At 44.3% G+C, this 12752-nt stretch carries 18 protein-coding genes; 17 read left to right on the top strand and 1 reads right to left on the bottom strand.

Translation table 11 applies throughout. The annotated features are described in order from the left end of the window. The first annotated feature begins 149 nt into the window (after positions 1-149). The 9 genes from QV04_RS10560 (at position 150) to QV04_RS11555 (ending at position 6372) form a co-directional block, all read left to right on the top strand. Positions 150-371 carry a DUF2644 domain-containing protein gene (locus QV04_RS10560; protein WP_065233457.1) on the top strand — a complete coding sequence of 74 codons (222 nt, stop codon included), beginning with the start codon at positions 150-152 and terminating at the stop codon, positions 369-371. After that, positions 368-634, top strand: coding sequence for a DUF2681 domain-containing protein (locus QV04_RS10565; protein ID WP_039133018.1), 267 nt, complete (start codon positions 368-370; stop codon positions 632-634). Before QV04_RS10560 ends, QV04_RS10565 begins: the two co-directional genes overlap by 4 nt. 116 nt (positions 635-750) lie before the next feature. After that, positions 751-1080 (top strand): DUF2730 family protein, encoded by a 330-nt coding sequence (locus QV04_RS10570; protein ID WP_018346167.1) that lies wholly within the window; start codon positions 751-753, stop codon positions 1078-1080. Beyond that, on the top strand, positions 1073-1363 hold the full coding sequence (locus tag QV04_RS10575; protein WP_065233448.1) for a hypothetical protein: 291 nt from the start codon (positions 1073-1075) through the stop codon (positions 1361-1363). Before QV04_RS10570 ends, QV04_RS10575 begins: the two co-directional genes overlap by 8 nt. 38 nt (positions 1364-1401) lie before the next feature. Then, a complete protein-coding gene (locus QV04_RS10580; RefSeq protein WP_039133025.1) occupies positions 1402-1977 on the top strand; it encodes a DUF3486 family protein in 576 nt (191 codons plus the stop codon). Beyond that, positions 1961-3274 carry a terminase large subunit domain-containing protein gene (locus QV04_RS10585; RefSeq protein WP_065233449.1) on the top strand — a complete coding sequence of 438 codons (1314 nt, stop codon included), beginning with the start codon at positions 1961-1963 and terminating at the stop codon, positions 3272-3274. The genes QV04_RS10580 and QV04_RS10585 overlap by 17 nt, the downstream gene beginning before the upstream one ends. A 119-nt stretch (positions 3275-3393) precedes the next feature. After that, complete coding sequence (locus QV04_RS10590; protein WP_065233450.1) at positions 3394-4821, top strand: DUF935 domain-containing protein; 1428 nt, start codon at positions 3394-3396, stop codon at positions 4819-4821. After that, positions 4818-6107: a phage minor head protein gene (locus QV04_RS10595; RefSeq protein WP_065233451.1), complete on the top strand. Its 1290-nt coding sequence runs from the start codon at positions 4818-4820 to the stop codon at positions 6105-6107. The genes QV04_RS10590 and QV04_RS10595 overlap by 4 nt, the downstream gene beginning before the upstream one ends. A gap of 127 nt (positions 6108-6234) precedes the next feature. Beyond that, positions 6235-6372, top strand: coding sequence for a hypothetical protein (locus QV04_RS11555; RefSeq protein ID WP_156539688.1), 138 nt, complete (start codon positions 6235-6237; stop codon positions 6370-6372). On the opposite strand, the gene QV04_RS10600 is transcribed toward QV04_RS11555, so the two are convergent. After that, complete coding sequence (locus QV04_RS10600; protein WP_065230992.1) at positions 6323-6667, bottom strand: hypothetical protein; 345 nt, start codon at positions 6665-6667, stop codon at positions 6323-6325. The genes QV04_RS11555 and QV04_RS10600 overlap by 50 nt on opposite strands. A 62-nt stretch (positions 6668-6729) precedes the next feature. On the opposite strand from QV04_RS10600, the gene QV04_RS10605 reads away from it, so the two are divergent. The 8 genes from QV04_RS10605 to QV04_RS10640 all read left to right on the top strand — a co-directional run bounded on the left by QV04_RS10605 (position 6730) and on the right by QV04_RS10640 (position 12683). Continuing rightward, a complete protein-coding gene (locus QV04_RS10605) occupies positions 6730-7188 on the top strand; it encodes a phage virion morphogenesis protein (protein WP_065231038.1) in 459 nt (152 codons plus the stop codon). Positions 7189-7432: 244 nt separating this feature from the next. Further along, positions 7433-8506, top strand: a complete 1074-nt coding sequence (locus QV04_RS10610) for a peptidase (protein ID WP_065230993.1) — start codon at positions 7433-7435, stop codon at positions 8504-8506. A 21-nt stretch (positions 8507-8527) separates the two neighbouring features. Then, a complete protein-coding gene (locus tag QV04_RS10615) occupies positions 8528-9457 on the top strand; it encodes an inorganic pyrophosphatase (protein WP_065230994.1) in 930 nt (309 codons plus the stop codon). 9 nt (positions 9458-9466) lie between these two features. After that, positions 9467-9841, top strand: coding sequence for a hypothetical protein (locus QV04_RS10620; RefSeq protein ID WP_065233452.1), 375 nt, complete (start codon positions 9467-9469; stop codon positions 9839-9841). Next, complete coding sequence (locus tag QV04_RS10625; RefSeq protein ID WP_039133050.1) at positions 9841-10275, top strand: gp436 family protein; 435 nt, start codon at positions 9841-9843, stop codon at positions 10273-10275. The genes QV04_RS10620 and QV04_RS10625 overlap by 1 nt, the downstream gene beginning before the upstream one ends. Further along, positions 10275-10778 (top strand): Gp37 family protein, encoded by a 504-nt coding sequence (locus QV04_RS10630; protein ID WP_039133055.1) that lies wholly within the window; start codon positions 10275-10277, stop codon positions 10776-10778. The genes QV04_RS10625 and QV04_RS10630 overlap by 1 nt, the downstream gene beginning before the upstream one ends. Position 10779: 1 nt before the next feature. After that, a complete protein-coding gene (locus QV04_RS10635; protein ID WP_065230996.1) occupies positions 10780-12168 on the top strand; it encodes a phage tail sheath family protein in 1389 nt (462 codons plus the stop codon). Then, positions 12168-12683 carry a phage major tail tube protein gene (locus tag QV04_RS10640; protein ID WP_065233453.1) on the top strand — a complete coding sequence of 172 codons (516 nt, stop codon included), beginning with the start codon at positions 12168-12170 and terminating at the stop codon, positions 12681-12683. The genes QV04_RS10635 and QV04_RS10640 overlap by 1 nt, the downstream gene beginning before the upstream one ends. The last annotated feature ends 69 nt before the right edge of the window (positions 12684-12752 follow it).

Consider the following 12752-nt stretch of genomic DNA (forward strand, 5'->3'; position numbering starts at 1 on the left):
TTAGTGTACCACTACACCCCCAACCCCCTCTTTACAAAAGAGGGGGCTATAAGAGAAGAGGGAGATTGGACGGAGAAAATTTCACTCCCCTCTTTGAAAAAGAGGGGCAGGGGGAGATTAGAAACAAGAGAGATTTAAAAGGTGTGAAAATGCAATTAAAAGAACTTATTACCAACGACAACGGTCGCTTATCAACCACCGCCTTTATCCAGTTTTTCGGGGCGTTGCTGATGGCAGGGATTTTAACCTATTGCGTCTATCTCGACCGTAGCTACACCCCCGAACTCTTTATGACGTTTGCCCTATTTTGTGGTGGCGGTGTGGCGACAAAAGGCTTTGCAAATGCGCTTAATAAAGGAGACAAACAATGACATTAAGTGCTTATATCTGGCTAACCATCATCGCCTTGCTCGGCGCGCTGTTTGCGTTTTTGTGGCTAAAAGTGGCGCAAGCGAAAAAGCAAATCGCCACCTACCAGCAAATCGCTGAACAACTTAAACAGCAACAGGCAGCGGCACAAGCACAAATTAGCAATTATCGGGAGAAAAACAAAAATGAAGAAAACAGTCGTAGCGTTAGCCGTGATGATGTTATTACCCGCTTGCAGCAAGCCGGCGATTTACGTGACGAATAGTAGTTGTGCAGGCTTTAGCGTGATTAAAGCAAGTCGCAATGACACAACAGAAACCTTACGTCAAATATGGGTGCATAACCAAACCTATCGGGCAATTTGTCACAAGGAGGTAGGCAATGAGCGAAATCCTTGATGTCGTGCAAAAACATTGGGGCATTATTTTATCGGTAGCAGGCTTTGTTGGCTTTATTGTTAGGCTGACAATGGATAGCAAATATATCAAACGTGAAGAAATGCACAGTCTGAAACAGACGGTCAGCACCAACGAACACCGCTTGGACGCACTGGAAACCAAAGTGCAGGATTTGCCAACCACAAGCGACCTTGCCGAAATCAAAATCTTAATGGCAAAGCTGGACGGCAAAAGCGACAAAATCGCCACCAAAGTGGAGGGACTGAGCCATCAAGTCCAACTGTTGATAGAAAAGGAAGTAAAAAATGGATAAGTACAATATTTTTGCACAAGACCAACGTTTAGTGATTTTACGCTCTTTAGTGGAAGCGAATAACGATGCTAACGAAAGCATCTTACAAGATTGCTTAGATTTATACGGTCATCGAATCAGTCGCGACCAAGTGCGTTCACATCTGCTTTGGTTAAAAGAGCAAGGATTAATTGAGCTTAAAGATGTGGCAGGTTGTTACGTTGCTTATTTGACAGCGCGCGGATGGGATGTAGCACAAGGTCGTACCGAAGTGTATGGTGTCAAAAAGCCACTGTTACGCTAATTTAAACCGAGTTTGACCAGTGCTTAAAGGAGGTTTAAATGAGTGATAAAAAAACACGGGGACGTGCCAGTAAAGTGGATTTATTGCCGCCTCATATCCGTCAAGAATTGTTATTGCGTTTGCGCGATAAATCGCACAGTCAGCAAGACATCCTCGAATACATTAACAGCCTGATTGACGAGGCAGGGCTCAGTGCAGAAATGAAATTAAGCCGCACTGGTTTAAATCGCTATGCCTCGCGTATGGAAGAATTTGGGGCAAAAATTCGGGCAAGTCGACAAATGGCGGAAGTGTGGACAAAGCAGCTTGGCGAAATGCCCGATAGCGACGTCGGTAAATTATTGCTTGAGTTTGTTAAAACGCTTGCCTTTGAAACATCAATGAGTATGAGCGAATCGGGAAAAGAAATCAGTCCGAAAGTTTTAGGGCAATTAGCGTTAGTTGCGCAACGCATTGAGCAAGCACAGTCAGTCAACTATAAACGCGAAAAAGAAATCCGTGAAGATGTGATTGCACAAGCCGCCAAAGCGGTCGAAGAAGCCGGTAAACAATCCGGAATGGCAATTGCTGATGTAGAAAAAATGATGAGGGCGGTCTATGGCATTAGTGAGTAATACCCTGCTTTATGGTTATCAACAGCGTTGGCTACAGGACAACAGCCGTTTCAAAGTGGCAATGTTTGCCCGTCAGACCGGCAAAACCTTTACCACTACCCTTGAAATTGTGTTGGATTGTCTAGCGGCGGAAGCACGAGGCGAAAAGGCACGCTGGGTGATTTTGTCGCGTGGAGAACGCCAAGCGAAAGAAGCGATTAACGAGGGGATAAAGCGTCATCTTGAGGCAGTCGGGGTGGCGTGTGAAATTGCCGAAGTGCCGTTTAGCCCGACGATTAATGCGTTAGAGGTGATTTTCCCAAATGGCTCAAAAATTACTGCTCTACCAGCAAATCCGGACACCGCACGTGGTTTTAGTGCCAATGTCTTTTTAGATGAGTTTGCTTTTCACCAAGACAGCCGTGAGATTTGGAAAGCCCTGTTTCCGGTGATTTCCGCCGGTTGGAAATTGCGTGTTGTCAGCACACCAAACGGCAAAGGCAACAAGTTTTATGAATTGATGACCGATTTAAACAACAGTGAGTGGTCACGACATACGGTCGACATTTATCAGGCGGTTGCAGACGGTTTGCCGCGTGATATTGAGCAGTTGCGCAAAGGGTTAAATGATGAAGATGCGTGGGCGCAGGAGTTTGAACTGAAATGGTTGGATGAAGCCAGCAGTTGGCTTTCTTATGACTTAATTGACGGCGTTGAACATCCTTTGGCAGGTTTGCCTGAACATTACACCGGTAACCCGTGCTTTGTTGGGATGGATATTGCGGTGCGAGGCGATTTAACCGTGATTTGGGTGCTAGAACTGGTTGGTGATGTGTATTGGACGCGAGAAATTGTGACGCTAAAACGTGTTACTTTGCGTGAACAATTAGCTGAGCTGGATCGTGTAATGCACCAATATAACGTGATTGCTTGTAACCTCGACCAAACCGGCATGGGCGAAAAAATGGTGGAAGATGCCCAATATCAACACGGCAAACAACGAGTACAAGGCGTGCTGTTTAACGTGGCAACCAAACTTAATATGGCGACCATTGGCAAAAATGCGTTTGAAGATAGAAGAATCCGCATACCACAAGGTGATAATGCCTTGCGTGAAGATTTACACAAGCTCAAAAAAGTCACAGGTTCAACGGGGCAACCTCGCTTTGTGGCGGAAAACGACAGTAGCGGACACGCTGACCGCACGTGGGCGTGTTTTTTAGCCTTGCTGGCGGCAAAAGAGGCGGTATTGCTACCTGTGAAAGCCTCCAGCCGTAAGCCACGGCAAAGTGTTCAATTAACAAAAGGGTATGAATAATGCGTTATGTATTTGCGTCAATATGTGTAATAGGTGGCTGTGCATTGCTATGGCTTGGTTTAGATGGCTGGGGTTGGTTATTTTTATTTGCCTTTTTAGCGGCGTGTTAGGAGTAACAGATGAATAAAAAACAGGATATGATCAAAGTTATTGCCAGCCGAGCACAAGCAATAGATTACTACGCTATCGGGCATTATCTTCCCAATCCCGATCCGGTGTTAAAAAAGATGGGGCGTGATATTAGCGCTTATCGTGAAGTGTTGGCAGATAGTCACGTGGCAGGCTGTGTACGTCGCCGTAAAGCAGCAGTTAAAGGGCTAGAGTGGCGGCTTACACCAAGCGGTAATCAGCAAGTTGATGATCAACTGGCGGCGATTTTTGCGGAGTTGCCACTGAATCACATTATCTCACAAGTTCTCAACGCCACCCTGTTCGGTTACCAAGCGTTGGAGGTGGTGTGGCGTTATGCGGAGGGTATTTGGCAACCGCTTGATATTCAGGCTAAACCGCAAGAATGGTTTGTGTTTGATGAGGATAACTGCTTAAAACTGCGTACCAAAGCCAATCCAGTGGAAGGCGTTGCTTTGCCGGAGAAGAAATTTTTACTCGCTACCCAAGATGCCACCTATGAAAATCCATACGGACAAGGCGATTTATCCAAATGCTTTTGGGCAGCGACCTTTAAAAAAGGTGGGTTTAAGTTTTGGTTGGAATTTACCGAAAAATACGGCTCACCGTGGTTAGTCGGTAAACATCCACGCACTTCTACCCCGACTGAAACCGAAGATTTATTAGACAGTTTAGAGCAAATGCTTGGTACAGCGGTGGCGGCTATTCCGGACGACAGCTCAATTAATTTATTGGAAAGTGCCAGCAAAGGCGGCAGCTCACAAGTGTTTGATGACTTTTTGCGTTACTGTAAATCAGAAATTAGTGTTGCCATTTTAGGGCAAGACCAAACGACCGAAGCTGATAGTAATCGTGCCAGTGCTACCGCTGGACTGGAAGTGTTGGAAGATATTCGCGATGATGATGCTCGCTTAGTTGAAAGCGTGTTTAATCAGCTTTTAAGCTGGCTTTGTGAACTTAATTTTAACGTAGATCAGTTACCGAAGTTTGAGCTGTTTGAACAGGAAAGCGTGGATAAATTGCAGGCAGAACGGGACGAAATTTTATCACGTGTTGGTGTGAAGTTTACTCAACAATATTTACAACGAACATATAACTTTGAAGAGGGTGATATTGAGTTAGTCGCTGAAGATGCTGATAAGCCACAAGCCCAGTTTGCCGAACCAGAAATGCCAAAAAATATCGCCGATGGCATTGTTGAACAGCTCGAAGTGGAGGGTGAGCCTTATGTCGAAAGCTGGTTGCAACAGGTGCAGGACAAGCTCTCACAAGCGGAGAGTTTGGAAGATTTTCGTAACCAACTTGATAGCCTTATTCCGGAGCTGACCTTTGCCGAATATGCCAAAGTAATGGCGTGGGCAAGTACCACCGCTGAATTGGCTGGACGTTATAGCGTGGCGGAGGAAGTGAAAAAATGACGGTACAAAGTGGCTTTAGCTTTAAAGAGCAAGCTCGCTATTTTGAGAAAAAGCTCAATCTGCCGACCAACAGCTATTTAGACGTGTTAGGCGAAGAACACGATTACTTTTTTATGGTGGCAGGAGCAAACCGTAATGAGGTATTAGTTGCCTTTCGTCAAGCGGTAGATGACGCGATTCAACGCGGTGAAACCCTTGAGGGGTTTCGTAAGCAGTTTGATGAGATTGTGGCAAAAACAGGCTGGCAATATAAAGGCGGTCGCAACTGGCGAACACGGATTATTTACGATACCAATGTTTATGCCGCCTACAATCGTGGTCGTTTGCAACAACATCTTGATTTAGCTGATGTGATGCCCTATTGGGAATATCAACATAATGATAATGCTCACCCACGTCCGTTACACGTGCAATTAGACGGCACGATTAGACCGGCAAACGACCCGTTTTGGCGTTACTACTACCCGATTAAAGCCTACGGTTGCCACTGCACTGTGATTGCCCACGATGATGACGACCTTAAGGCAATGGGACGTAACGTGTCGCCGCCGGTGCAAATCGAATTTGAGGATAAGTTAGTTGGTGTGCGTAGCGGCAACCCACGAAGCGTGAATGTACCAAAAGGTTATGATGTTGGCTTTACACCGCATAATTTTGATAATCTCAAAACGGGGCGAATGCAAAACATTGATAGCTTGTTAATGCAAAAACTTACCACCGCCGAGCCACGTTTTGCAAGTTTGTTGTTAAATGATGTCATTGCTAAACGTCCGCAAGCGATAGCGATGTTGAATGCGTCGATGGCGGATATGGTCGATACTGTCGCAACAGAAAAAGTCGCACGTGGGCAAATGAAATATGTCGGTGTGATCAATGAAAGTGTGATTGAGAAATTAACCGCATTAGAGAAAGCACCGCAATCTGCCGTGATTGCTGTACGAGATGAAGATATTTTACACGCACTACGCGACAGCAAGCAGAAAAAAAGGATTAACTTGCCTGTGGCGTTTTGGCGGCAGTTGCCGGAGAAATTAAGAAATCCTAAGGCAATTTTGTTACAAACCAAAGAGCAACAACGTAACGTTAAAGCAAGTGATGTGTTGTTATTTGTTTATGATACCGATAAGGGGAAAGTTGCCGTTAAGATGGATTATGAAGCAATATTAAAAGATCAGTTAACCAGTAAAAAATATAAAGCGAAATTAAATTTGGTAAGAACGGCAAGTGTAATGAAAGATTTTTCTGCGTTATATGATTTTAAACTGCTATGGGGAAGTCTAGATTAAACCGCAGGTTTGCCTGATTCGAACAGGATAATACCCCTTTTTGCAGCGTAACCTTTCCAGTAGGAAACCCCCTGCGGATTTGTTGCACTATACAACTAAACTATTTTTTAATCAACAGGAGAACAAAATGGCTAAAAAAGAAAAAGCCTCCGAAAAGGCTTTTAAAGTAAAAAACGCTTTGCCATTAGAAAAAATTAACGCAATGCGTGAGCAGGTTAGTTTAAAATTAAAAGAGAAAAATGACTACGTTCAATTTCTTGTTTGAAAATATGAATGGCTTGTTCTGGTGGTGATAAATCATCAGGTACATTCCATTCTCGGCTAGTGGTTAGGCATTTAGCAATAAAATCCATAATCAAACCATTTGCAGTTGATCTTTGATTAGGGGTTAGCTGTAGCCAAGTTGTTTCACTTTGTTGATCGAGTGTCGCAAGAAACATTACCGCTTCTTTTTCAGAAAGTGGATCAAGTGGTAATTTTTCTGCCTTTTCGACTAGCCATTTCTTTTCAAATAATAAATCATAAACTAAACCTATTGCTTGTTCTCCATTTACTAACATACTTTATTCCTTATGTAGTTAGGGTGTTATTACCCTACGTTATTTTAGATGAGATTAATATCGTGATCAAAATTACCCTTGATGACCACGCCAGTAATGAATTAAGGCAAATAGCAATTCAGTTACAACACCCTAAAAAACTCTATGGCGTACTCGGTGAAACACTAAAAAAAATCCACAAAGAACGCTTTAAGCAAGAAGTGGCTCCAGACGGCAAAAAGTGGAAGTCGCTTGAAAAGTCAACATTGGAACGTAAACGTAAAAAAGGCAAAAGCCTGAAGATTTTGCGTCAAGACGGCTATTTAAGCGATAAAACCGCCTATAATTACGACGATAATAGCGTGGAATTTGGTTCTGATGCCAAATATGCACGAATCCAACATTTTGGCGGCAAGACGGGGCGAGGACACAAAACAAAGTTGCATCCTCGTCCGTGGTTAGGTGTGAATAACAATGATAAAGCGGTACTGTTAAATAAAGCCACGACATTGTTACAACGACAGTTATCGCAAATTAAATAATTTAGAAAACGTCATAAAACGCACACTGTGGCGTTTTTTGCTTTAGGTGGTACAATTTATCATCTGAAAAAATTTAAACGCACCCTGAAAGATTTAAACGGCATTTAAACGATATTAAAAATCTATTCTGCCGTTATTTTCCTTTTTTTCTTTCTCACTCTCCCATCTAAAATCTTTAAAGGGCTTTAAAATCAATTTATATGCCCAATCGCTACACTAGCGTCATTAATTCAAAGGAGACGCTATGGAACTTATCGAAATCTTTCGTGCCGGCACCAGACAAGATGCTAACGGCAACACTGTCACCATTACCGCCGATGATTTAAAAACCATCGCTGCCAATTACAGCGCTCAGTACCACGAAGCGCCGATAGTGATCGGGCACCCGAAACACGACAATCCGGCTTATGGTTGGATTAAGGGCTTAGTGGCAGAGGGCGATGTGTTAAAAGCCGAACCGCAACAGGTCGACAGTGAATTTGCCGAGCTGGTGCGTGAGGGCAAGTTTAAAAAAATCTCTGCCGCTTTTTACTTGCCAAACTCTGCTAACAACCCGAAACCGGACGGTTTTTATTTACGCCACGTCGGTTTTTTGGGGGCGATGCCGCCGGCGGTGAAAGGCTTAAAAGATCCGATGTTCGCCGACAGTGATACCGAATTTGTTGAGTTTAGCGACTGGACAAATGCCTCGTTGTGGCAACGGTTGCGCGATTTTCTTATTGAAAAATTTAGTCTTGATGAGGCTGACCGCGTTTTGCCGGCGTGGCAAGTGCAAAGCTTACAAGAAGATGCGGTGCGTGAAGAAGTAAAGCAAATTTATGACACACCGCCCTCACCTATTTTTAATGAACCCGATGAGAAACCAAATGAAGGAGGAACTATGTCGGAACAAGAAAAGCAACGTCTTGCAGCCCTTGAAGCTGAAAATGCACAGCTAAAAGCTGCGCAAGCCCAAGCACAGCGCGAAAAAATGCACGCGGAAAATGCAGCGTTTACGGAAAGTTTGGTTGCGGAAGGCAAGCTCTCATCGAAGCAGAAAGAGGCTGCGCTCGCATTGCTGAATACAGAGCATGACAGTACTGAATTTTCGGAAGATGACTTTAAACAGCGTTTAAAAGCGTTTTTAACCGAACTGCCGAAGTCGGTTGAGTTTGCCGAAGTGGCAACCAAAGACAAGGTCGCTGAACCAAAAGATGACAGCGTGGAATATGCCGAAGGTACTGACCCGGCAAGCATTGAGATGGACAAAAAAGTCCGAGCCTATATGAAAGCTCATAGCGTCAGTTATGTTGAGGCGTTTAACGCAATTAACCAATAATTAACTAAAAGGAGACAATTAATGACTGCACACAATTTAGCAAAATTACGTGTTCAAGACCCCGTATTAACCCAGTTGGCACAAGGTTATTACAACAACGAGCTGATTGGCGAAACGCTTATGCCGGTAGTCGAAATTGACAAAGAAGCGGGCAAAATCCCAACCTTTGGACGCTTAGCGTTCCGCCTGCCGTCCACTGTGCGTAATTTACGTGGCGCGTCGAATCGCTTAGAGCCTGAGGACATTGGTGCAATTGATGTGGCTTTGGAAGAACACGATGTTGAATATGCAATTGACTATCGTGAAGAAAACGAGGCAATTTTTAGCTTACGTCAATTCGCCCTCAACACAACGCAAGATGTCATTGCCTTAGGGCGTGAAAAAGAGATTGCTGATGTCGCGCAAAACGAAGCCAATTATGACAGCACTAACAAAATTGTGCTGTCTGGTGAATCACAATTTAGCCACGCCAATTCAGATCCGTTTACGGTCTTTGATATGGCAAAACGTGCCATTAAACGTTCTATCGGTCGTAAAGCCAATGTTTGCATTATCGCCGGTGATGTGTGGCAGGTGTTAAAAGAGCATCCGAAAGTGATTGAAAAAATCAAATATGTGCAAACTGGCATTATCACACCAGAGATTTTTGCTAAGTTGATTGATGTCGATACGGTCAAAATTGGCGAGGCGGTGTATGAAGAATCCAGCACGCTAAAAGATATTTGGACAGACACCATTGTGTTAGCGTATGTCGCGCCACGTTCTACCGAGAAAAAAGGCACGGTTTACGAACCAAGTTACGGTTATACCGTACGTCGCAAAGGTGGCTTATTTGTTGACCGCTATGTGGAAAATGGCGGCAAACTGGAAGTAATCCGCACTACCGATATTCATAAACCGCACTTGGTCGGTAAACCTGCCGGCTATCTGATTAAAGACTGCTTAGCTTAGGAGGTTGGAATGGCACGTACGACCAAACAAACAGAAGCCGTATTAACCGCAGTGGTTGCTCACACTGCCATCTTACATAACGGCAAGCGCTATGACGTGGGCGAGGAAATCTCGCTCACTGAAGCGGAATATCATCGTTTAGCTGTGTATGTCACGCTAAAAGATGCGAAAGCACTCGAAAAAGCAAAAGCGGAAGCAGAAGCCATCGCACAAGCATTAGTAGAACAAGCCAATGCGGAAGCAGAGGCAAAAGCGAAGGAAGCAGAGGCAAAAGCGAAGGAAGCAGAGGCAAAAGCGAAGGAAGCAGAGGCAAAAGCGAAGGAAGCAGAGGCAAAAGCGAAGGAAGCGGAAGCAACTGAAAAAACAGATAAAAAGGAAAAATAATGTATATCACGGCAGAAATGTTAGTAGCAGCGTTTAGTCGCAATATCTTAGTCCAACTAAGTAATGATGACAGTCGAGCGACAGAGATTGCCTTACCTGTTATTAATACTGCGATTCAAGTGGCTAGTGAACGCATTGATGCCGCCTTACGTTCTCGTTATCTATTACCGTTGTCGGAAACCCCAACGGTCATTAGTCAGCATTGCTTATCATTGGCTCGTTATTGGCTTTATGCCCGTCGTCCAGAAATGAAAATGCCTGAAACGGTCAAGGAAACTTACCATCAGGCAATTAAAGAGTTAGAGCAGATTGCCACAGGCAAACTGCATCTTGGGGTAACAGCGCTAGATGAGACGCGTGTTGATGACTTATTGCCTGATAGCGGTGAGTTTAAAGTGCGTGCGGCAAGCAAATTCAATACGGACGGTTACTGATGTCAGCAACGTTACCGATTTTAACCGCAATACAGCAACATTTGTCAGAAGCGTTACCTGATTGGCAAGTTGAGCTTATGCCGGATAACCCAAGTGATTATTATCTGGCGCACCCTAATGGCGTAGTGTTGATTGGTTATGTCGGCTCGACATTTGGCAAATTGCGTGCCTCTGACATTATCAGTCAATCTCGCACGGTACGTATTATGCTCACCGTAATCAGTCGTAACTTGCATAACGATAACGGGGCGTTGTTGCTGCTAGACCAACTCAGGCGATTAATGGTGGGCTTTCAGCCGCCAAATTGCAGCGAGTGCTACTTAATTAGCGAGCAATTTGATAGCGAAGAAAGTGGCGTTTGGCAGTATCAGTTGGTATTACAAGTCGACACCGTACAAGTGCAACAAACAAAAACACAAGATTTACAAAAATTGGTCGAAGTGATCGTCCGCCGTAACGGGCAACCGCTCGACCCAAGACTCACAAAAAAGGAGACAACTTAATATGGCTTATCATCACGGTTCAGAAACCATTCGCGAAAATGGTGGTAGTGTTCCCGTTAGTCAGGTGGACGGGGCGATTGTCGGGATTGTCGGCACTGCACCCGTTGGCGAGGTCAATGCCCTCAAACTCTGTATCACGAAAAAAGACTTTGCTCAATTCGGTAATATTTTAGACCGAGGCTATTCGCTTTGTGATGCGTTGGATATATTAAGTCGTTATGCAGCAGGACAAGTGTATGTGATCAATGTGTTAGATCCAACTAAGCATAGTACATTAGTGACGGATGAAGTATTGGTGCTGGATGAAAATACATTAACCGCAACAACAGTCCAAGCAGGCTTAATTAACTTAACCATCAAAGCCGGCGGAGACGCGTTAGTTGCCGGTACGGACTACAACGCAGATATGCTGACTGGGGAAATTCGTTTTACTGCCAATAAAACCAATGTCACAGCAACTTACAGCTATGCCGACCCAACCAAAGTCACCGAAGCGGATTTACGCGGTGGAGTTGATACACGCACTGGCGAGCGGACGGGCTTTGAGATGTTACGTGCTGGGTTTAACTTATTCGGTACAGATGCGAAGATTTTAATCTGTCCACAATATGATGCGACAGCAACCATGACGGCATCGCTTGAAACACTCGCAAGTCAATTAAATGCAGTAGCGTATGTGCAGGCACCACAAGGCACCACCTTTGCTCAAGCAATTGCCGGACGTGGCCCAGAAGGGACAATTAACTTTAAAACCAGTTCTGACCGCACTGAACTCTTTTATCCGCACGTCATTGGCGAACGTAACACATTAGAGAGTTTAGCCACACACGCGGCAGGCTTACGAATGCTCACCGATGTGGAGAAAGGTTATTGGTACAGTATCTCTAACCGTCAATTAAAAGGCGTTATCGGGGTAGAAGTCCCACTCACTGCACGCATTGATGACAAGCAAAGTGAAACGAATCGCTTAAATGCGGTCGGTATTACTACCGTATTTAATAGTTTTGGTACGGGCTTTAGAATGTGGGGTAACCGCCTCGCGTGCTATCCGACCGTTACCCATATCAGTAACTTTGAAACCGTCCAACGCACTGCCGATTTAATTGACGAAAGTATTCGTCGCGTTGAGCTGCAATATATGGATTTGCCGATTGATGAAGCGTTGTTAGACAGTCTTATTGGGACAGTGGAAACCTATTTGAGCACCTTAAAATCCATTGTGGGTTATAGTGTCAGTCTTGACCCTGATGCCAATCTCGTTGATGCCTTTAGTCAAGGACAGGTGCCATTGCAATATGACTTTACACCGAAAATCCCAGCAGAGCGCATTACTAATAACTCTATTGTAACGCGTAAATATCTCGTTAACTTAGTATCAGGAGGTCAATAATGAGTGCGGTAATTAATCAAGTCGATAACGCTAACGTCTATATCAACGGCAATAGCTTAATTGGCAAAGCGAAAACGATTAAACTGCCTGAATTTGAAGTGGAATTTACCGAACACGACAATTTAGGGTTAGTGGGAGTGATTAAATTGCCGAGCAAGGTGAATGCGTTGGAGGGCGAGGTGACGTGGGACGGTTTTTATCCAGAAGTAGCAGCCATTTCCAGCAATCCGTTTAAAACGGCACAATTGATGGTGCGTGCAGATGTAAGAGTCTTTAATGCTGCGGGTATGGCGGAAGAAGTGCCGTTGGTGCTGACATTAAATGCGATGTTTAGCAAGGTCAATCTTGGTGAATACAAGAAAGAGCCAACTGAATATCCGATGACGTTTCAGGTGCATTCAGTGAAGCAAATGATCAATGGCAAAGAAGTGCTGTTCTATGACGCCTTCAGTAACCAATATCGTGTTGCAGGACAGGATATTTTACAAAAATATCGTACGAATATCGGCCAATAAAAATCTTTAAAGCGCTTTAAAATCAAATTTAAACCTGTTTAAGTAAACTCCTTAGTAGAAATTAACCAA

The organism is Gallibacterium genomosp. 1, from assembly GCF_001678575.1.
Lineage (GTDB): Bacteria > Pseudomonadota > Gammaproteobacteria > Enterobacterales > Pasteurellaceae > Gallibacterium.